General features: G+C 34.9%; 16 protein-coding genes and 1 pseudogene. 6 read left to right on the top strand and 11 right to left on the bottom strand.

From position 1 onward, the window contains the following. Positions 1 to 6: 6 nt before the first annotated feature. Positions 7 to 1152, top strand: coding sequence for a TauD/TfdA family dioxygenase (locus tag F6K23_RS21470; RefSeq protein WP_293159602.1), 1146 nt, complete (start codon positions 7 to 9; stop codon positions 1150 to 1152). Between the two features lie 58 nt (positions 1153 to 1210). Beyond that, the gene (locus F6K23_RS21465; RefSeq protein ID WP_293159600.1) at positions 1211 to 1528 is read left to right on the top strand and encodes a cupin domain-containing protein; all 318 of its coding nucleotides are present in this window, start codon (positions 1211 to 1213) and stop codon (positions 1526 to 1528) included. Between the two features lie 305 nt (positions 1529 to 1833). Here the strand turns inward: F6K23_RS21465 and F6K23_RS21460 are convergent, their stop codons facing one another. The 3 genes from F6K23_RS21460 to F6K23_RS21450 form a co-directional block, all read right to left on the bottom strand. Next, a complete protein-coding gene (locus F6K23_RS21460; RefSeq protein ID WP_293159598.1) occupies positions 1834 to 3375 on the bottom strand; it encodes an NAD(P)/FAD-dependent oxidoreductase in 1542 nt (513 codons plus the stop codon). 286 nt (positions 3376 to 3661) lie between these two features. After that, positions 3662 to 4906 carry a hypothetical protein gene (locus tag F6K23_RS21455; RefSeq protein WP_293159596.1) on the bottom strand — a complete coding sequence of 415 codons (1245 nt, stop codon included), beginning with the start codon at positions 4904 to 4906 and terminating at the stop codon, positions 3662 to 3664. A 767-nt stretch (positions 4907 to 5673) separates the two neighbouring features. Beyond that, positions 5674 to 5904 (bottom strand): hypothetical protein, encoded by a 231-nt coding sequence (locus F6K23_RS21450; RefSeq protein WP_293159594.1) that lies wholly within the window; start codon positions 5902 to 5904, stop codon positions 5674 to 5676. 1329 nt (positions 5905 to 7233) lie between these two features. On the opposite strand from F6K23_RS21450, the gene F6K23_RS21445 reads away from it, so the two are divergent. From F6K23_RS21445 to F6K23_RS21435, 3 genes are all read left to right on the top strand, one after another. Continuing rightward, positions 7234 to 7419, top strand: a complete 186-nt coding sequence (locus F6K23_RS21445; RefSeq protein ID WP_293159592.1) for a hypothetical protein — start codon at positions 7234 to 7236, stop codon at positions 7417 to 7419. 542 nt (positions 7420 to 7961) lie between these two features. Continuing rightward, positions 7962 to 8375, top strand: a complete 414-nt coding sequence (locus tag F6K23_RS21440) for an MAPEG family protein (protein ID WP_293159630.1) — start codon at positions 7962 to 7964, stop codon at positions 8373 to 8375. Between the two features lie 76 nt (positions 8376 to 8451). Next, positions 8452 to 8619, top strand: coding sequence for a hypothetical protein (locus tag F6K23_RS21435; RefSeq protein ID WP_293159590.1), 168 nt, complete (start codon positions 8452 to 8454; stop codon positions 8617 to 8619). 479 nt (positions 8620 to 9098) lie between these two features. Here F6K23_RS21435 and F6K23_RS21430 read toward each other — a convergent pair whose 3' ends face one another. The 4 genes from F6K23_RS21430 to F6K23_RS21415 form a co-directional block, all read right to left on the bottom strand. Further along, positions 9099 to 9293, bottom strand: a complete 195-nt coding sequence (locus F6K23_RS21430) for a hypothetical protein (RefSeq protein WP_293159588.1) — start codon at positions 9291 to 9293, stop codon at positions 9099 to 9101. Between the two features lie 819 nt (positions 9294 to 10112). After that, entirely contained in the window at positions 10113 to 10796 is a 684-nt protein-coding gene (gene tsaB / locus F6K23_RS21425; protein WP_293159586.1) for a tRNA (adenosine(37)-N6)-threonylcarbamoyltransferase complex dimerization subunit type 1 TsaB, read from the bottom strand. Positions 10797 to 11297: 501 nt separating this feature from the next. Further along, complete coding sequence (locus F6K23_RS21420; protein ID WP_293159564.1) at positions 11298 to 13046, bottom strand: serine/threonine-protein kinase; 1749 nt, start codon at positions 13044 to 13046, stop codon at positions 11298 to 11300. A 458-nt stretch (positions 13047 to 13504) separates the two neighbouring features. Next, positions 13505 to 13753, bottom strand: coding sequence for a Ycf34 family protein (locus F6K23_RS21415; RefSeq protein ID WP_124144887.1), 249 nt, complete (start codon positions 13751 to 13753; stop codon positions 13505 to 13507). A 425-nt stretch (positions 13754 to 14178) separates the two neighbouring features. On the opposite strand from F6K23_RS21415, the gene F6K23_RS21410 reads away from it, so the two are divergent. After that, positions 14179 to 15459 carry a CCA tRNA nucleotidyltransferase gene (locus F6K23_RS21410; RefSeq protein ID WP_293159562.1) on the top strand — a complete coding sequence of 427 codons (1281 nt, stop codon included), beginning with the start codon at positions 14179 to 14181 and terminating at the stop codon, positions 15457 to 15459. A 390-nt stretch (positions 15460 to 15849) separates the two neighbouring features. Here the strand turns inward: F6K23_RS21410 and F6K23_RS21405 are convergent. The 4 genes and pseudogenes from F6K23_RS21405 to F6K23_RS21390 form a co-directional block, all read right to left on the bottom strand. Then, positions 15850 to 16203, bottom strand: a pseudogene (locus F6K23_RS21405) (zinc ribbon domain-containing protein); the annotation flags it as partial. Between the two features lie 635 nt (positions 16204 to 16838). Continuing rightward, positions 16839 to 18134 carry a TldD/PmbA family protein gene (locus tag F6K23_RS21400; protein ID WP_293159560.1) on the bottom strand — a complete coding sequence of 432 codons (1296 nt, stop codon included), beginning with the start codon at positions 18132 to 18134 and terminating at the stop codon, positions 16839 to 16841. An 80-nt stretch (positions 18135 to 18214) separates the two neighbouring features. After that, positions 18215 to 19075, bottom strand: coding sequence for a Tab2/Atab2 family RNA-binding protein (locus F6K23_RS21395; RefSeq protein WP_293159558.1), 861 nt, complete (start codon positions 19073 to 19075; stop codon positions 18215 to 18217). 431 nt (positions 19076 to 19506) lie between these two features. Next, positions 19507 to 19710, bottom strand: a complete 204-nt coding sequence (locus F6K23_RS21390) for a hypothetical protein (protein WP_293159556.1) — start codon at positions 19708 to 19710, stop codon at positions 19507 to 19509. Between the last annotated feature and the right edge of the window lie 1392 nt (positions 19711 to 21102).

The raw sequence follows: 21102 nt of genomic DNA, 5'->3' as shown, positions 1-21102 counted from the left end.
AAGTCAATGACCATCAATCACAGCCATCTCAAACCAGATCGAGATATTGAATTGAGTGCAAACCAATCATTTGTTACTGTTGCGGGTAAACGGTTCTACTACATTTGGTTGCGTGATAATTGCTTAGATTCTCAATCTCGCCATGGCGGTTCTTGGGAAAAACTGAATGACATTAGCAAGCACAAGACACCGCCTCAACCTTTATCGATTCAAATACAAGATAATAATCTAATTATTGACTGGGATGAAAATCCTCCGCATCGCAGTATTTTTCCAATTTCTTGGTTGCTCAATAATACCTATGATGTTCACAATACAGAAGAGATTGAAAAACAGGTTATTCTTTGGAATAAAGCATGGCTGGAAACCAACTCGATACAGAAGTACGATCTCCAATCCTGTAGTCGGGAATCTTGGATGAATCAGTTGTTGCAATTAGGATTTGTTGTTATTCGTAACATACCCTTGGAAGAGTTAGAAAGTTTTTTGGTATCCTTGGGACCAATTCGCAACACAGAGTATGGAACGATTATTACTCAAAATACCAGTTTAGCAGAGAGAGATATTGCGGCGACAAGTAATACTTTAACACCTCACACCGATTTAAGTTTCTGGTGTAATCACAAAGTAACAGAGTTTTTGTATTCCGTTACTAATGATACTATTGGTGGGGAATCTTTAGTGGTTGATGGTTTTTCTGTTGCGAGGGACTTTCGCGAAGATCATCCTAACGACTTTCGGATTTTGGCAGAAACTCTAATTCCTTTTTGCCGAGTAGAACCTGAATATCAATATTCTTTCCGTCCCAAACATTCTATTATTGAACTGGATCGCGAAGACGAAATTGTTGCCGTGCGTTTTAGTCACAAGAACTGTACTCCCATTCTTCCTGCCGAGCAAATAGAGGCGTTTTATCAAGCCTACATCACCTTTTCTCACTACCTGAAAAATCAGGATTACCAATACCGTTTTCGACTTGAACCAGGAGATTGTTTGCTCATGCAAAACTTTAGAATTCTGCACGGAAGGACTGCTTTTGAATCAAATTCAGGAAGTCGAGAGTTTAGGGTTGGATATATTGAATGGGATTATGTTCTCGGGCGGTACTTTTATCAACGTGAGTTTAATCAAAAATTCAGCCATAACAATTGAATATAACCAACAAGTTTGAAACCAACTTAGCACTAAAGGAAGAAAAGAATTAAAAATTATGAAACACCTCAATATTGATTTTGAAAAACTAAAAAATGAGTGGGAAAATAAAGGTTTTAAGTGTGAAACCTATGAAACACCTCCTGGAGACGATTGGTCCAGTGACGGTCATGAGAGTGATGAAATATTTATCCTTTTAGAAGGAGAATTAGAAGTATCGTTTGAAGGAAAAACTTACTACCCTACTGTTGGTCAAGAATTTCGAGTTCCTGCAAATGTTCCTCATACGTTTAAAAATCCTGGAAAAACAGCTAATCACTTGATTTGGCTTTATGCTTACCAATGGAAAGATAATGTTAGCGGTACTCAAATATAGGCTAATATGATGTTCGGATAATTACTTATAATAAAGTTTTTGTTTGTAGTAGGGCTTTAGCCCTTACAATGCTTAGTATTAGGACTAAAGTCCAACTACGAGCCTAATTATAACTTTTCTACCGTTAGCGTAGCTCCCCCGGAGGGGGAACATGATATAATTATGGTTTTCAGAATCATCATATCCATAATGAAAAGCACTATAGCAATCCTATTTTATTTGTGGCAAAAATCTTACTGCTTTTTAGGCAACAGGCAACAGGTAAGAGTTTCAACTTTTTTATTTACTTTTTAATCTGCCACAACCTATTTAGGACTGCTATATAAGCTAGTTTCGAGAACATCAATAGTTGCAGCAAGGGCCGTTTGAATTGCCCCTTGAATTGAAGCATGATTAATACCTAAATGTTCCCCGGCAAAGAATACACGGGGATTATTTATAGGATAAGGTTGACCAAGAAAAGGTTGATATTTTTCCCGATCGCCAGGGGCAAAATAGGCATAAGAACCTGAACCCGGATTATTATCTTCATCCCAAATACTATGAACAACATCATCAGTATATTGTTTAATATTAGGATGTATTTGGGAAATTTCTTCTAAGGTTAAATCTGTTTTATTTGACTCATCTAAAGTAACAAACTTTCTAGAATTATCTTCCCAACGATAAGCAGCAGTTAATACAGATGGCTGATAAGAAATATCTTTATTTTTAGCCACAAAATGAGGTTGAGAAAAGTTATTTGTATCTAATTGAGCATTATCGCAAGGATACCGACACTTTTCAATATTTAAGTCGGTAAAACTTCCCCCACCATAAATATTTTCTGCAAATTCCCAAGGACGGGCGGTACAGTGTAATATAGTTTTACTAGCACTACAATAACCTAAGTTATTAATAGCTTCCTGTTGTTTTTTAGGCAAAATAGGGTCAAAATTAATCCGAGCTAAAGCAGTAGTTGGAATAGTACAAATAATATAGTCAAATTCTGCGGTTTCTTGCTTATCTAACTTATTCCAGAAAACTCGAACACCTTGATCTGTTATTGCTATATTTGTTACTTTGGCTTCAGTCTGGATTGTTGCTGATATTCTTTTAACCAAAGCGTTAACTAAAGTTTCCATTCCTCCAATTAACTGATATTGTTCAACTTGATGCCAAGCAAAGAAATCAATTAAACCATTTAGTAGAGAAACTTTATTATAATGAATTGCTCCGGTAGCATGACCTAGTAATTCAAAAGCATCGGGAGAAAGATGGTTTTGAAAAAAGTCGGTGACTGTTAAATTATCCCATTTTCTAACTTGATCGCTGGTGAAAGTAGGCGCAAATAATTCCCATTTCTCCTGTTCGGAGAAAGAATTAATTAACTCTGACAATAAGCGATCGTAAATTACCCCAGGGTCTTTTTTTTCATCAGGGGTTAAATTGTAAATAGAAAAAAGTTCTTGGTAACTATCTAAACGAGTTTTCTTTCCCCTAAGATAATAAAAAGCTGCGGGATTGTAATTAATAAAAGGTCTTTTTGGTAGCTTAAACTGATCTATATAGTGTAAAGTGCAACCATGACTTGTAGGAATCCGCATTGCACCTAATTCTCCATAAGTTCCATCACTAAAATAATGAGTTTTAATCCTTCCTCCTAAACGAGAGTCAGATTCTAATAAAGTAACTTTATGGTTGAGTTGACTTAGTTCGTAAGCACTAACAAGTCCAGCAATTCCTCCCCCAATAATTGCAACTTGTTTGCGAGTACCGCCCTGGTCGTAGGGAATAAGAGGGCCAGGATGACTATACAAGCGCTCAAAAGAAAATGGACAATCTAGGTCTAAAATGCGATTATACATACAGCGTATTTCAGGTTGATGAGGTAGAGTAATAACAACTTGTCAAGCAAGTGTTAAAAATACTGGGGATTTATCAAATTAAGATGAAAAAATTTATTAAAATAATTTAACTTAAATCTTGCAAAAACTTCACGCCTCAAAATTTTTCCTGGGTAAGTAAATTCTCAATTTAATTATGAAAAACAAGTCATTTTAATAACTTACAACCTTTTAATTATATAATATATTTAGAATTAATAAAATGAACCACTATAATTTTAATATTAGCAGGAGGCGGAATAAATCATTAAAAACAACATCGGTTTATCCCTCCTAAGTTCGTGCTAAAAGCAACATTAAGAGTTTCCATTGACTTAACTAACCACCAAACTTTACCAGTGGTAGCTCCTTGATAATGATTAAAAAGAATAGAAAATTTTTGTTCTAAATAAGGTTTAGCTTGGTGACAAAATAATACAATCTTCAACAACATACCGATCGCCATTGTTTCCCCAAGATTATTAATCAGGTCATAAAAAACAAAATGTTTTGGTTGCTCAATACTCTCAACAACTAGAAAATCTAACATTTTTTTGCAAGTACCTAAAATTAGAGAATCATTGGGTTTTTGAGTATTATTATCAGACCAAGTATTTTGTAATTTATTATATAATTTGTGATTAAATTGACGTTTACTATAACCATGGTCAATTGTATCAGTTAAGTATTCATATAGCCCATCTTTAAAAGTACCATAAGAACCAGTAAAATCACAATAAGTTTTAAATTGTTGAGCTTGGTCTCGTAGTGTTTGGCTACCATGAACTTTTTTGGTAAAATACTTAACTGCTTCATTTAATTCTTCGTTTTTCATTAAAGTAGGATTTTCAACAGAATTGCTTTTTCTGGGCAACCTTTGATAAGTGATATATTTAGACAAATCTATTTCATATTTTTGCTGTTGTTTTCTTCTAATCATTTTAATTTTTTGTTGCTCTTCATCAGTACTCTCATCATTTAGAAAACAATGTTCATATAGATATGGATATCGATCAATTAATTTTTCTAACTTCCGGTCTACAATTTTTGTATTTTCTTGAGTTTCCCTGATAAACATCTTAGCCAAACGTTGTAAGGCTACATATTTTTCAGTTTCAGTAAAACTGCGAATTAAAGTGCGTACACGTTTAGAAGTCCAACAAGAGGGCAGTTTATTTGGTTTTACCTGGAATATACTTACTAATTCTGGAATTGATTTTTGCAGTTGTGGGTTTTGTAACCAACGGTTAATTAATATATAGCAACTTCTATTGAGAATATTATGAAATTCTTCTTCATCAGGATCGGCATCAATAATTGTTTCCATTGCCTCCCATATTTCAGGGATAAAGTATCCAGAAGCATCAATAAATAGAGTCCTAAAATTACCAATTGACTCTTCGGGGTTTTGTTGACGAGCTAAATCTTGTAAATGCTGATAAAGTCGCTGTTCTTGTTTGGCAGATTTACGATTATTATTAGTTGATAAAGAGTTTAAATTATAATTTGACATTCTTGAAAATTCCCTCTGAAATTAATTATAAGCTAATTTAACTTGCTCTTCAATCAAGTATATTTTTGTAATAATTGATGATTATATCTGGCTTAGTAGAATAGATATTTCAATAATAATTAAATTGCAGTTTTGAACAGATTTGTTAGACCAATATTTTTGATATTATGATAGTAAATTTAACTCATATAAAAATATGCTCAATGTCCGTATTTACCTAAAAATATGCGTTATGAATTAGGTTAAATGTGAAATACAGATTAAAGTTTGTAATACTCACTCTAGTTTATAACTTTTGCTTATTACAATCTTAGTCCTTCTTTATAAGCTAAATTAAGTATAAAAATTAGATTATACTCTAACTATTAATTTTACTCTGGAATTACTTGACTTTATGTAAAGATTTGATGAAGAATCTAAGAGTTCAGTAGATTTTTTGATGATAAGTTTACTGAAACCCTGTAAAAGCAGAAGCTTTTAGTTAAGTGTGAATACGGATAGTTCGTAATCAAATAATTACAACTAACACCATTTTTGAGAAATAGTAGTCTGGCAAAAGTAGTCATATTGGTCGGTACACAATTTTCATTGTCAGGAAGTAAACTATAGTTATCTAGTGCTCCCTACTGCCTCAAACAAACGAATTTTGTATCTAACTGTTTATGGAAATTGCTATATAGTATTCAGATTGACACTCCCCGGTCTAAAGATGCGGGGATTCTTGGTTCCCTGACGCAACGCTGCGCGAAAAGACTTGACTACCATAATTATATAGCTATCAAATGGGTTATATGGAACCCCTGATCATATCTTTTAAAACTTAGGCGATCGCTAATCTCTGGAGCATTAGTCGAATCAAACAGCATATTAATCTTGGCAGTAGCATTTTCCAGAGTTCTTTTCCTGCCGAATGCTTCTCTACGGGATGCACCAAGCAAACGTAAACAAAGTTTTTGATCAAGCTTTACATCTGCTAATCCAGGAATTGGTTCTTTCAATGACCAACCTTGCTTTGACCCGAACTTACCCTGTTTTTCCTTCCTGTTTTTTCTGTGCCAATGATTGTTTTGGTGATAGATACAATCTGAATTTTGGTCATAATCCCAGGATAGATTTTTTTTAACTCCTGTATGATTTTTTCGCTCTTGGTATCCATGATCAAGTAAAATATTAACTTTAGGAATGTTTACTGGAATTGATTTAAAGTAGTCAATATTGTCTGATCACATTTCTATACTTCCGACATCATCCCATACTGATGCCATTTGACAATGGGTAAAAAAAGCGCACCCCCCGCTCTCTCGGTTTCCTCAGAGTAAGGACGGAGCAAGAAGGAAAACCGAGACAATAAAACTGCACTCCGGTCTTTTAATGCCGTTGGTAGCTTTGTCAAAACAAAATCATGATTGACTTGATACCAGCATTGCAAGTATTTTTTACAGATAAGTGAATCAATAATTATTAGAGTTGTCCCCGATCGCTTTTTTTTACCGAAAAATTAATAATTCAATAATTCAATAATTCAGGTTTAAAGCCTCCCCTTTCAAGGGGAAAAAAATCAATTTTTTCCTTATTGGTCAATCCTCTTCCTTTTAGGGAGAGGTAATTATCAATTATCCATTACCAATTATCCATTATTGAACTGAGCAGCGTACTTGAGAGTGCAATACATCTCTAATATTCAAGGGTTATATCAAATCCGGTAGCATCGGTGTTATTCAGTCTTTAAAGATAAGAGTCTATACTGTAGGGGCGAATGGCCATTCGCCCTTACCGAAAAATTGTGGTTTAAAGCCTCCCCTTTTAAGGGGATAATAAAGAAAAATTTTCATGAATTTGTCAATCCTCTTCAATTCATGGAGAGGTAATTATTCATTATTCATTATTCATTATTCATTATTAATTGTTGAACCTGGTCTTGGTTATGATAATTGGTGTACGCTACTTGATGCGTAAAGTATATACTTTTTTCCCAAAAGATACGATCGGGGGTTCTATAGAGATGCTCCCACACTTTCAACTGCACAAAGACTACGCTCTGAATTTTTACCGAAAAATTGTGGTTTAAAGCCTCCCCTTTTAAGGGGATAATAAAAAAAAATTTTCATGAATTTGTCAATCCTCTTCAATTCATAGAGAGGTAATTATTCATTATTCATTATTCATTATTCATTGTTGAAGACTTTTCACTACTCAGAGTGGTGATCAGCAATTGGATGAACGAAAACGATTAACTGCGACTAAAATCTCGGAGTTGCTGTTGGTGTTAGAGCATCCGGAATTGCCATTGCATAATAAATAACCCAGCGGAGTTAGCTGCTAGAACGATGGTGAGGAGACGCAATATAAGTTATGGCACTCAGACGGCTGAGGGAACTGCATCTTGGCATACTTTTATGTCCCTTGTTGCTACTACTCGTAAGTTAGGATTGAGTTTTTTTGAATATGTACATGATCGCATTTCCCAGATAGGTCATTTCAGTTATCAGTTATCAGTTATCAGTTATCAGTGAACCTCCGACTAAAGTCGGAGGCTTGAAATACTGAGTTAAATATTTTTTCATCCCCTTAAAAGGGGAGGCTTTAGACCTCATTTTTTGGTAATATTCCCTCTCTGGCAACTATTATTTACGTTCGCGGAGGGTGGCGTCAGCCGTATCGCTGTTCTGTTAGTTCCTTTGGTTGGTCTTGGCAATTATAATAATTGCCTTCCCCATCATATTGAGTGGATACCTTATAAGTATAGTATAAAAATATTTAATTGTGTATGTTTTGAGTTAAATTAATTGTTAAAATAGGTAAGATAGTTTGCGATTTGCGTTTACGGAGCATTCCGAAAGAAAGCTCCTCTGGAAGAGTCAGCATTCGTTAGGAAATCACCTATTTTTACCTTGGGGAGTCCATCTATCTTCCCTCTAAAGAGATGGGGTTTTATAGTGGACAAAACCCTACGTTTCGATAAAATGGTAACGATCGCCTACTTGTGAAAAATAAACATCAAAACTATTATGTAAATAAAGTTGCCTTAATAAATAATCTTTCAAAAGCGATCGCTATGCTAAAAACACAAGCAATTTTGTGGCCAAGTTTAATAACAGTTGTCTCTTTATTAATGTATTTTATTGTGACTATTAATGTTGGTAGAGCTAGAGCAAAATACAACATTACGCCTCCTCAAATGACTGGAGAGCCAAATTTTGAACGGGTATTGAGAGTACAACAAAATACTGTAGAACAAATAATTTTATTTTTACCGTCTTTGTGGCTCTTTTCTATATTTATTAGCTCACTATGGGGTGCTGGTATTGGTACAGTTTGGGTAGTGGGGCGAATTTTATTTGCTTGGGGTTATTATCAGGCTGCAGAGAAGCGAACTTTAGGGTTTGGTATTAGTTCTTTAGCTATTATAACTTTATTGATAGGTGCTTTAGTAGGAATTTTACTACCCCTATGGAAAACTATTTCATAGCTATAATAAGTAGATAGCGGTTAACATAGTCTCTATCTATATTTGATTTTTTGCATAGATATATGAGGTGAAAATAATGTCGGAAAAACAAGTATTTAATATTAATCAAAAACTTTTCAACCAACTAAATGATTGGCAAGAAAAAATGGAAAAAAAAGAAAATGCAAAAGCAGAAATAGAGGCAAACAATGAGGCAAATCACAAAAAGCAAAAAATCAATGATGTGCAGAAAGAAAAAGATTAAGGAGTATTAGAGCAATTCCTAAAAATAATGATATATTTTTTGAACACTTCAGTTATTCATAAATAAGGCAGGACTAGTAATGTTTTTAGCAATTCTTAGCAATCAAATAAAGATATATTTTTCCTTATCTTCCTACTCCTTGCTACCAACTACCTGCTCTCAATAAGATGTAGCAAAAATTTTGATATTTGATATTAGATACTAATCATAATTTAGGGTGACAAACTAATTGAAAAATTTTATCCTAATATTATGCCTGCTTAAATTACTAACAAAAAACTCTACTGTCTCTTATTTGACTTTTTTTCTCCTCCTTAATTATACCAAATCCGGTTCTCAAAAATACTTTATAGGATGTAAGATTAAATCCTCTCCTCATTTTTCCTACATCCTATATCCCCATTTACATAAAAGGATATTCTATAAACCGGGTTTAGTATTATAGCAAGTCGAAGCAAAGGTTAGGAAATATCAAAAGCTTAAAATTCAGACAACGCAAGATTTTTCAAACTTCCTTCTTCCTTCTTCTTTTTTCCTTGTGCTATACCTATTAACTCAACTTCAACATCATTAATTTTCCCATGTTTACGATCCAACTTGATATACAAATATACAACAGATTCCACCTTTGTGAGGTACACCCATAGCGGGCAAGATTCCCGTACTACAAACATTTAATTGTTAATATCTGTACTTCATATACTTGGAATTTGCTGTAATTAAGCAGACATAATACTACATTCAACAATTAATAATGAATAATGAATAATGAATAATTACCTCTCTATGAATTGAAGAGGATTGACAAATTCATGAAAATTTTTCTTTATTATCCCCTTAAAAGGGGAAGCTTTAAACCACAATTTTTCGGTAAATTTCAGGATAGTAAGGTAAACTTTAAGAATAATCTATAATTTTTATTCATTCCCTGTTCCCAGCTCCGGTGTTCCCTCTCTTGGTGCGCTACCAGATGCGTCTGTCACCGACGCGAGGTCGCACCGCTCTTCCCTAAAAGCATAAAACTTCGTACTTAATCAACTCGAAAACTTTTGTAGATATATTGATGAATAAAAAAGCATAATTAGTAAATTTCAAACAGTTGATTTTATACCAAGCGTGAAAAAATAATGCTTAACTTAAGTGACACTTCAACTATTAAGTAATTAACACCCTAAGTAAATAAGTTTTTTGATAATTAGTACGCCAGTTATTGTTAATTATTCTTATGTTTACTTCTCTGTAGGAAATTGTATGCAACCCAAATTCCGCACTTCAAGAGCGTATCATTAAAAGTAGTATATGAATCTGTAGCTTGGTAGGTATTTATACTATGCAAATCATCTCAATACTTTTTTCGTTCATCAAATTCCTAGTAAATAATTTACGCATAAATACTTGCTCTGATGATGACTCAATCACGGCAGCTATAATTTTCTTCTAAAATTCTGTCTCCTGTCTCCAGTATAGCTGTCTCCTGACTCCTTCTTCGGTTGCTACATTTTGTGGTACGGATTGTGGGATGCAACGTCCCTACCCACTCCCCTACTCCCCCGCTCAAGAACGGGATGTTGTCCATAAAAAGGTAATGCTTCAGACCAATGCGATCGCTTTCCTTTTTGCCATTCTAAATGAGCTAATTCTAATAGACTTAAAACAGATTCTCCTAAACCATTTTCAACCTTAATTAACTGATATGAATTTTGCCAGTTTTTCAAAGTTTCTTCCCATGCTTCTGGAGTCATTAGTGTTTCTTCTAAAAGAGGATTGATACCCATTTCTTCAAGTTGATAAATAGCTGTGAATAACTGATTTCTTTGAGCTGGCATTTGTAGAGATAAATCCTGATTTTGATTTTTATTTGACCAAGCTACTGCTGCTAAAGTTGAAATTGCAAATAGGGGAATATTTAACTGTTGAGCTAAAGTTCTAGCAGTTACTATTCCTATACGAGTACCAGTAAAACTTCCTGGACCTTTAGCAACAGCAATAAAGCTTAAATCCTGCCAATCTTGAGGTGGTAAAAACTCCTGCAATTTCTGATGTAAATGAGTAGATAAGTCTCGCCCTAAATTCCAAGTTTGCCAGCGAATATCTTCAGCAAAATCAGTAATAGCTAAACCTAATTCTGGACTACTTGTATGAATTCCTAAACCGTATTTTTTCTCTGTATTTGTCATTGTTATTGAAGTAAGAAGGAAGAAAGAAGAAGGGAGAAGCAAGAAGGAAGATTAATTTTATTTTTGGCTAAAATCAACTTTTATACCAGGCGTGATAAATATTTTCTACAAATACTTCTGGTGTCGGTAGGAGTCAGGTAGGAGAGTCGTTGGTAGGGCGACGTATCAAAATAACTTCTGACTTTTGACTTCGTAAAATTAGCTCGGTTTCCTATTCCCTGCATCTACAATAAATAACTATATGGATATATCAATAAAACTACTAAATAATTAGGGTTTGCTGATTAATACTCAAAGGCTTTATCTATAAAAGCTTTAGCTTTTTTAGAGGGAAAAAAGTGCAACTTTTTGGTCAAAAAAGCTCAAAAATTTAGCATTTTGGGCAAGAGTTGGGCATAAAAATCAAGGGACAAATATATCCGACTACCTCCTCTATAATTTCCATTTCTCCTGAGGACTGACTCCTACTTTTACTCATAAGACTTTTTCAGCAAACCCAAATTATATTTCCTCTCTAGCATAAAATATTGGTAAAGCCACAAATAAGCAACCTAAAAGCAACCCAAAAATATCAGAAATCCATAATTTACCCCCTAACAAACCCACGATTAAAAATACTGTTGCCACAGTAGTAAATAAATTATTAGTTGCCAATTTATTCTGTTTTCCGACCAGATGCTTAACCGTAGTAAAAACTGATGCAATGATAACAGCCATTATCGGATGCCAAATAATTATCCGATTACCAAAAATAAACCAAGCAAAAGCAAACATCAAAGCATCTAACCAAAATTCTTTTTCCTTAAATCTAGCCAACCAAAAATTCTGAGTTCCTAACTGCGATATCTTAACAAAATGCTGATTTTTTTGTAATCTCAAAATTTTATTTTTCCACCTAGCTTTACGATCAATTCTCAATACTTGTTCCCACTCTGGCACAGTCTTACCCTGAAGCTTACCTAGCAATTTAATCTTATCTATATTTTGCAATCTTAAATCAGTTAACTTCGCAGAAATGGTCTTTGAAATTTGAGCATAATTAGCGGATTTTTCTGAATTTCTACTAATCACAACAGTTAAAGTTTTTTTGACACGACTCACCTGAACTTTCACTGACTCAGTAGCCAAAACTTCCTGTAACTCCCGTCTAATTTCTGCTTGCTCAGTCAACTTTTTCGGCACTGCTGAAGAAGGAGAAAAATAAACATTTTCCATATAGTTAGACCGAGGGTTAAGATGTCTAATAATAGCAGTGGCAGAATGATAACGCCGATTTGTTCCACCTTCCAACATCTTGTCTAAAATTAGACCGAATTCTTTACTAACAGGCATTTTTAAATAATCTCGCCATACCCACTTACTGTTTCTACTATCAAACAAATCAAAAGGTGAAACTTGAGTCAAAAGATGAATACAAGTAATACCCAAACTATAAAGATCACTAGCAAAAACGGCCTTACCCATAAGTTGTTCGGGAGCAGTATAAGCAGCACTACCAATAATAGTTCCAGTTTGAGGTAAACCTTTTTTCTCCACTAACTTAGCAGCACCAAAGTCTACCAAAACCAGTTGACCAGTAGTGCGACGAATAATATTTTCTGGCTTAATATCTCGATGAATAACTTTAGACTTATGTACAAACTGTAATACTGGCAATAAATCATTTAATAATTCCCGAATTTTAGCTTCAGTAAACACACCTTTTTCTGCCAATTCTTGGGCGAGATTTTTGCCTTCAATATATTCTTGAACTAGATATTGTTGTTCATCCTTTTGAAAATAAGTTAGCAGTTTGGGTATTTGAGAATGAATACCTAGAGTTTTTAACTGTTGTGCTTCTTGCTGGAATAATTCTGAAGCTTTTTGAGTTTTTGTCTTTACTTGAAGAGACTCATTACCAGAAATTGTTTCTGAAGATTGAATAGGATTTTGGTAATGATGGTAATAATTTGTATTCTGAGGAAAAAACTGTTTAATTACACAAACTTGTCGAATAGAATCTTTTTCATCTACTGCTAAAAAAGTTCTACCAAAACCACCTTGCCCAATTAATTTAAGAATACGGTAGCGAGACTGGTTAGCTATTTTGAGATTATTATCTGGTGAATGAATAATTTTCTTTGTTTCTATTTTTTCATCTTCACCAGTTGTTGGGGGAATTAGTAACAATGGTGAGTTGCAACTCTGACAAAATTCAGCCTTGGTAGGATTTTGCGGATTTTTGCAGGTGGGAAAGTAGCAATAACTCATTAGATTAGAATAGATAAATAAAGATTTTTATTATTGATTTGATGATATAGTAATTCCTAACAAGCATGAGGTACAAAATTCATAATTTTTAGGGAGTAGGTAGGGACGTTGTATGCAACGTCCGTATAGAGTAGTAATTCGTTAAACAGGGAATAAACGCTATATTTTTCTTTCAGTTATAAAATAGAGCAAATTAATAACTCTTATTTTTCCTAAAGAAGTGGGAGATTAAAGTTATAGCAGGGTGTGCTGGTACATTTACAAATTGCAGGAACTCCCCCATAGCTAAAAGTCTAATATGATTAGTTTTTTATTCCCCCTATTGCCTGTTGTCTGGGAGTTTCGCTATATTCATAAATAGTAAATAATTTGAGCGAACATAAAATCTCCTTTTCTATACTATTTCCTACTCTCACTCTATCTATAAAAAGAAGGGGAAATCAAGAATTAGAATTACTTTAAGTAGGGATAAGTTCACCTGGTCTTAATTTTGCCCATTTGCCCATTTCTTCTTTAAAACTTTCACAACCAACAACATCCCACTCCATTTCAATTTCATTATTTTGAGGACGAATGTTAACATTGATTGTAGGTTCAACCGGGTCAAAGTCTGGATTTTCTGTTAAATGAAGTTGTTCGTGCTGAGTTTCTACAGCATGATAGGTGACACACCGATCTACATAGTGGCAGTTAACACAAATACACATTTGTAAGTACCTCGTTAATCCTCAACTCTAATCTTAATTGATGCAATAATATCGTGTCCGTTTGATTAGTGATAATAAAGTTCTTAGGTGGTAGGTGGTAGGTCTAAATTCAAGATTGAATACTGAAAACACAGCAGAAACTTGGGATATTCCTTCAAGATCGCTTCAATAGAACATTTTTATTAAACTTAATCATCCGGACATGGTACAATTTACTATTTTAATAATTTGATGAGTTTATATTCTAGCTCAAATTAATTTTATAGCAGTCCAAACAAAGCTTAGGACATTCCTAAATTCTCAAACCCAGTCAGATATTACTTCTAACTTCTAACTTCTGACTTGTGACTTCTGAGTTGCGCGTAGCGCTGATTTCCTACTCAGAAAGTCTAATTACAGAGAAGTTCACTTGATTTTTTTTAGCAATGTCGATAAATTCCCTGTCTGCTTTATCTCCGGAAAATTGGCCATTTGACCGAGAAATGTTGCCCCAACCTGTTTATTTGGTCGGTGGATCTGTGCGAGATGCTTTGCTGAAGCGGAAAAGTCATTATTTGGATTTAGATTTTATTATCCTCGACCAAGCAGTTAATATTGCCAGAAGTATTGCGAAGCAGTATCAAGCGGGGTTTGTGGTATTGGATGCCGAACGAAAAATTGCTAGGGTGGTATTTAAAGGGACTACAGTTGATTTTGCTGAAATAGAAGGTAATAGTCTAGAAGAAGACTTATGGCGACGAGATTTTACGATAAATGCGATCGCTTATAATCCTTTTAATGATGAGGTGATAGATTTATTTAATGCTCTGAAGGATTTGCAAGATGGTATCATTAGAATGGTAAAATCTGCTAATCTCAGAGATGACCCTCTCCGACTATTACGCGCATATCGTCAAGCAGCGCAGTTAGATTTTATTATTTCACCAAAAACTCAAACAGTTATTCGAGAGTTTGCACCTTTGCTGACCCAAGTTGCACCAGAAAGAGTGCAGACAGAATTAGGTTATTTATTGAGTCATCCCCAAGGTATGGTTTGGATAGAAAAAGCTTGGAAAGATGGTTTACTTTCTAGTTATTTTCCTACTGCGGGAGAAAATTGGGAAATAGCAAAACAAGTAGACATAGTAGCAGAGGAATTAGGAAAAAATTGGTCTCAGTTAAAAGATGAGTTAGCAAGGGGGGTACGCGATACAGTCAAAACCTCTTTATTGGCGATCGCTAAATTAGCAATATTAGTTAATTCCGATCCAGAAAAAGCGGAAGTTGAATTGATGGGGTTGAAGTATAGCAATGCAGAAATTAGGAGTACGATGGCAGTTATTAAAGGTTTAGCTAAACTCTCAGAAATAGAAATTTCTCAGATGTCTGTGAGGCAACAATTTTTCTTATTTCAAGAAATAGGAAAAAATTTTCCTGCTTTAGCAGTTGTAGGAGTAGGAAAAGGAATATCCATAACAGAAATTGATTGTTTAATTCAACGTTATATTAATCCAGAAGACCAAGTTGCTCACCCCACTCCTTTATTGAACGGAAATGATTTAATTACAGTATTAAAATTACCCAAAAGTCCGATAATTGGTCAACTATTAACAGAAATTAAAATAGCACGAGCTGAGGGAAAAATTTCCACTAAAGTTGAAGCAATTCAATTAGCAGAAAAATTAATTCAAATTAAGAACGAAGAAGGAAGAGGGAATAAATATTGAAAAAAAAGACCAATGATATCAAATCCGTTTGATTGGACTTAACGCGCGTCAGAAGTCAGAAGTCAGAAGTCAGATAGGGGAGCCGTCGGATTGGCGACGTACAGAAGTTAACCCACCCCTAGCCCCTCCCCCTCCACCGGAGGGGAAGTAGGGGATTTGAGCAACTCTCCAAAAACCCGATCGCCTTAAAAGGCGGGGTTGCGCGACCCATATTATTTTGATAAAAAAAATCATAACTTACTAAGTACCGCTATATATAGCGTATAAGTTGGTCATAATTCCAGATTTATCCAGTATCATTAGTGCTGTTGCGTAAGTCCTGAAAATTCTCGAATCGTCATAACTACGCTCATCTTTGTGATTCTCTCTCTTCCTGATATCAAATCTGCTTCATGATTTGACACTCCCCGCGCTCTTCGCGACGGGGATTCTTGGTTTGCTGACGCAACGCTGCGCGAACAATGACTCACCATAATCATGCAGGATTTCTCCTACAGAACTAGAGGGTGTGTCTCCCCAAGCGTTACTTTCGGTGTGCCCCACCGTAGAAAGTCCTTTTTGCAGAATATTCAACGCTGCATTTACGTCTCTGTCTTCTACAAACCCACAATGATCACAAATGTGAGTGCGAGTTGATAGAGACTTCTTGACTGTCTGACCGCAACTAGAACAGTTTTGGCTAGTATTATGTGGCGGAACTGCTACAGTTACTTTTCCATACTTTCTACCAAAATGCTCTAACCAATGCCATTATTACCTCTCCATGAATTGAAGAGAATTGACTAATCATGAAAAAATTTTCTTCTCTTGGTCGATTGGATATGGCGCAGGTTTCCTGCGCCATCCCACCCAACGGGGAAGCTACGAAGAGAGAACTCCGTTCCGCTGTCGCGATCGACCGCTGTTTCTCCTTGTAGAGGGACAGCTCGCGGCGCAGCCAAGGAGAGGCTTTAAACCTTAATTATTCGCTAATATTTTTGTTAAAGATTTTTTTAGAGGCAAAAAGGGGAAATCGTTTTCTAGACAAAAATTATAGGATGTAGGAATTGTTGATTTATCCTCTATTTAACAAAAGAAGGATTAATATCGAATCCGAGAAGAACTTAAAGTTCCACTTATAAGTGACTAATGGGAGAAAGAAGTTCAACAATTAATAATTAATAATCACCTTTTCTGAAAACGGGTAGGATTGGCGAACATAATTTTTTTGATTTATTTCTGCTAAAAAATAAGAGGCTTTAAGCCTTAATTATTCGGTCGAGAAGTATAGGAAAGTATAGGACAGGATAAAATTTTTTATCGCTAACTAAGCGGATATGATATTACGATCAAAATAAAATTAAGAGCTAATAATAATTATTAATGATTGTGTAAGTAACTCAATCTATTCTGCTAATAGTAGATAATCCTTCTACAATTACATGGGGAGTATAACAAGAACCGTTCCATTCGCCATCATTTCCCAATGTTACTAATTGCTTTAATGCTGTATAGACATTACCAGCAACCATCGTATTTTTAACTCTACCAACTATTTCACCTTTTCTCACACGATAGCCAAGTTCAACATTAATCGAAAAGTCACCAGAAATACCAGCACCACCACCCAGAATTTGGTCTACTATAATTGCATCATCCAACATAGTAGTTGATTCCTTTAGCGATCGCTCTCCTGGCTGAACTATGAAATTAAATAATTCTGGTGTAGGGTAGCTACCTAAATCTGGTCGGAACCCATTACCAGTAGTCCCACTCCCCAATAATCTGCCAGTAGTTCGGTCTGTATAAAACAATTGTAAAACGCCGTTTTGAATAAATACTATAGAGCGGGCAGGAATACCCTCATCATCAAAAGGACAACTAAACGGTCCTTCCTCTGGTTCTTGGGAAATAGTAATATGTTTGTTAGTCACTACTTCCCCCAAGCGATCGCTCCAAGGAGAAGCACCTTCCAACACTTGTTTGCCATTCAAAGCAGCAGAGAAAGTACCCCATAATAAATCTGCAGCTTTAGCCGTAAATAAAATAGGTACTCTACCTCTAGGGGGTGTCACATTTTTTTGTGCCCAATCTAATCGTTGCAAGATTCGATTTGCTACTTTCCTCGGGTCAAGGCTATTTCGCTGAATTTGGCCATCAGATATATTTAATAAGTCATCACCTCTGACCCAATCAGTTTCTACATAACCACTAAGGGTTGTATCTATATGATGACAATCTAGTCCCAGGGAATTAACTAAACGAGTAGATTCAATTTCGCAGTCCCATTCTCCATGACAAATCACATCTGGATAAACTTCTCGAATTAATGCGATCGCTTCTTTTCCCCAAGTTACAAGTTGTTCGACTGATATAGATATTCCTTGGTTAGGATAATATCGATTTTTCGCTTTCGAGGATAGTTCAATATATTCTGGTTGATTAAGACTACTTATAGACAGGGCAAGTTCTACTAAAGCTTTAGGTTCCACTGGCCCATGAGCTACAGCTATTCCTGGACATCCATTTCGCCAAAGTCGGAGCGCTATACCCTCTGACTGAGTGCTTTCTAGTTGTTTGAGTCGATTGCTTTCAAAAAATACGGGCCGGGAGTGCGATCGGGCTTGAAATACCTCTGCTGCCTCAGCTCCTGCTTTGGCAGCTACTTCTAGCAGTTGTTCTGCTAATTGGGTCATAAAATTCTGTTTGGGATTTATGATTTTGGACAATAGAGTTGTTAGTAGGATTTTACCAACGTCCAGTACCCAAAACTTAACTAGATATTAATTTCTTGCAGCAACCAAAAACCAGCAAATGATTCAGATTCTGGATTTGACTGTACAGCTAGAAAATGAACTTGTTTGACTTTCGACTTTGCTTCGGAAAATCTTTTAGCCTCCTCAATAGTTGATGAATTAGCCAGATTAGCTAAAATCCAACAGTCATTACCCCCAGTTTCTAGTAGTAATCTAGCTGGAGGACCTAAATTAAATTTGACAAAAGCTAATTCTAATCCTGACATCCAAGCGGCTAAAGGTTTTGCCCTAGATGAATAAATAATTAAACCTGGAATCTGTAAATTGGGTGCAAGACCCATCATGCTCAGGGGGAAAGCTTCTTCAAAATCAATGTCCCACTCTGACATTTCTGCAAAAGCCTCAACTTCTAAACTAACAAATGCCCATTTTTCTCCAATTAAGGCATCTGGTAGAGGCTGTGGTGCGGGACTCATGTATTGAATTGAAGGATTTGTTCCTGCTTGATAACTAGAATAAGTGGGATAAACTTCTTCCATTCGTTGTTGTAGCCACTGGTTGAGTGTGTAGGTGCGACGACTTAGAACTGCAGGTATGGCCATTTCTGCACAAGCTTTGGTAATCATGTTGTTCATTTGACGGCGGAAGAAGCGAATTTTTTGAGGTGCTTCTGGAGCATCAGCGATCGCTTTTTCAATGGCGCTCCGTAGCCAAATTGAGTTTACTTCTTGGTTACTTGTAAACTCAGAGTAACGATACAAAGAGTCTGTAGGATGATTAATATCTAGGGGACTTTCGCATATTAAGAGTTCCCAGAGTTTTTTTTGTCTTTCATCAAGTATTGGACGACTGTAAAAGTCTAGTTCCCAAATAGTTCCCATGCCTTACTCTTAAATTGATAGTACAGTTATTCTAAGCTATGGCAGGAAGGTATTATACCTGTTTGATCAATATTTGCTACAAATAGCGAGGTTATTTTTTAGAAGTCAACCCACCAGCGCGCCCCTCCCAGGAGGGGAAGGACCGAGTCAGGAGTCCTATGGGAATGGCTTCTATATCATTTTTTAGGTCGAAACTTATCTTTTTAGTCAAAAAGACATCTCCAAAAAAGTCTTTTAATTACTCAAATTATTCGTAACATTCTTTTGATTATTTGTAATATTAATCTATATTCATATAACATTCTTTTTTTAAATTTATATTATAATTTTCAACTTTCCTACTGAAAAAAATAAGAAGCCTCAAAAAGACTCCTTTTCTTTCCTTAATAGTATTTACAAACAAAAAAGGTTTTTCAGCGGATGGAAATAATCTATGCTGGGACATTTATTAATACTCTAGAGTTTTGTTTACGAGTACTTAACCAGTCTCCACGAGGCTGAAATACTTGAGAACGAGTTAATAACATTAATTCTAAGTCAGGCATTTCTTCTCGACATCGTGGACAATACCAGTAAATACTATTATGACGTGCATGGCGTAGTAATGTTGTAGAGCAACAAGGACAAGTATGCATAATATACCTCATTTATTTGAAAAATATGACAAGATTTAACAACAAACCCATAACAAATAACTGATGATTTTATCAGGGTAATTAAAATCAGACTAAATTATTGAAGCCTTGTATCTATATAGATAGGTTCAGCTACAAAAATCATAAAAATTGTGTTAAAAAACTTGAAATAAGCTTCTTTTAATTAACTTATATCTTCGCTATCTAGTGAGTAAACTTTGTAAAAACAAAATAAACTAAGCACTATGAAAAGCTGAAAAATTAATGGAGAGCAAGCAAAACCCCAGAATAAACTTATTAATCCCGTTAATATAGCTAAAACAAAGGATATGTCTTCAGAGGTGTGCTTATAAATTAATGCAGAACTCGCAGAAAGAGTTAATAGAATTATATAAACTGATTGCATTTCTCTTATCTCCAAATGCAAATTTGATATTTATATCTCAGCTTTTAGGTCAAGTTGCTAACCTTGCTAATTAAGGTAATCTATAAATATGAAGAACTTGTGAAGATAGAGAAAATTGTCACAAAAGTTGACACTATAATAGCAATCCTAAATCGTTTGTAAAGAATCAAAAATAGCTCGAAAGTCTGAAACTCTTATCTCTAGTTCCCTATGCCTTTTTCTCTAGTCCCTGCCTATTCCCTTTTTGCCAGATACAGCAGATTTCAGGTAAATGAGGTACAAATAAGAATGGTAAAGTCTTTGTAGTGCGGGCATCTTGCCCGTTACTGGTGTACCTGACTAATATGAAATACGCTGTATTTTTACACAACTGTACTAAGGAATGCTAAATCTAGATTTATATCTATGGAATGAAAGGAACACCTTAATTGATAGTAGGAAAGAAGGATGTATAGCAAATATTATTAGACTATTGGGCACCTGACAGTAGTTTGCGACTTAATACAGGTATTTTTCCGAAATATAGCAATCTCAGGAAAGCTGAGGACATATCAAAAGCTTAAAGCTCAGACAACATTTCTTCTTCCTTCTGCTATATCTACTCTTTGAAACCATGGATTAGCTTCTATTTTGATTAAAGATTTCAAGCAGCAAAATATATTATTTTTTACTTCAACAGAGCAGGAAAAAATTATAATTTTCTTTCATAAGTAGGAATTGGTATTAGTTCAATACTAGCATGAGTAACTATAAAATCAGACAAAAAAATATAATAGAAAAAGCTTAACTGGGTATTTTAGTGTAGTATATGAGTAAATTCTCTAGGGTAAATATAATTTTTGAATACACATAAAAATCATTAAAGTTCAGTAAGACTGCTGTTGAAGCATTGGTTTTTACTATTTATGATGATATTAGAACATCTACAATACCTGAATAGGTCATTATTTATAGATGTAACTTTTAGATTTATTCCAAAACATCGC

It is taken from the genome of Okeania sp. SIO2C9 (genome assembly GCF_010672455.1).
Classification (GTDB): Bacteria; Cyanobacteriota; Cyanobacteriia; order Cyanobacteriales; family Microcoleaceae; genus Okeania.
The sequence above is the reverse complement of the archived record's forward strand: the minus strand, read 5'-3'. Positions and strand labels throughout refer to the sequence as shown.

Coding starts and splice junctions, on each gene's coding strand:
- F6K23_RS21400 (WP_293159560.1), bottom strand. CDS start 18,134: ATGACCCAATTAGCAGAACAACTGCTAGAAGTAGCTGCCAAAGCAGGA.
- F6K23_RS21465 (WP_293159600.1), top strand. CDS start 1,211: ATGAAACACCTCAATATTGATTTTGAAAAACTAAAAAATGAGTGGGAA.
- F6K23_RS21430 (WP_293159588.1), bottom strand. CDS start 9,293: ATGTTTGTAGTACGGGAATCTTGCCCGCTATGGGTGTACCTCACAAAG.
- F6K23_RS21445 (WP_293159592.1), top strand. CDS start 7,234: ATGGTGAGGAGACGCAATATAAGTTATGGCACTCAGACGGCTGAGGGA.
- F6K23_RS21390 (WP_293159556.1), bottom strand. CDS start 19,710: ATGCATACTTGTCCTTGTTGCTCTACAACATTACTACGCCATGCACGT.
- F6K23_RS21420 (WP_293159564.1), bottom strand. CDS start 13,046: ATGAGTTATTGCTACTTTCCCACCTGCAAAAATCCGCAAAATCCTACC.
- tsaB (WP_293159586.1), bottom strand. CDS start 10,796: ATGACAAATACAGAGAAAAAATACGGTTTAGGAATTCATACAAGTAGT.
- F6K23_RS21455 (WP_293159596.1), bottom strand. CDS start 4,906: ATGTCAAATTATAATTTAAACTCTTTATCAACTAATAATAATCGTAAA.
- F6K23_RS21440 (WP_293159630.1), top strand. CDS start 7,962: ATGCTAAAAACACAAGCAATTTTGTGGCCAAGTTTAATAACAGTTGTC.
- F6K23_RS21410 (WP_293159562.1), top strand. CDS start 14,179: ATGTCGATAAATTCCCTGTCTGCTTTATCTCCGGAAAATTGGCCATTT.
- F6K23_RS21460 (WP_293159598.1), bottom strand. CDS start 3,375: ATGTATAATCGCATTTTAGACCTAGATTGTCCATTTTCTTTTGAGCGC.
- F6K23_RS21470 (WP_293159602.1), top strand. CDS start 7: ATGACCATCAATCACAGCCATCTCAAACCAGATCGAGATATTGAATTG.
- F6K23_RS21435 (WP_293159590.1), top strand. CDS start 8,452: ATGTCGGAAAAACAAGTATTTAATATTAATCAAAAACTTTTCAACCAA.
- F6K23_RS21415 (WP_124144887.1), bottom strand. CDS start 13,753: ATGTGTATTTGTGTTAACTGCCACTATGTAGATCGGTGTGTCACCTAT.
- F6K23_RS21395 (WP_293159558.1), bottom strand. CDS start 19,075: ATGGGAACTATTTGGGAACTAGACTTTTACAGTCGTCCAATACTTGAT.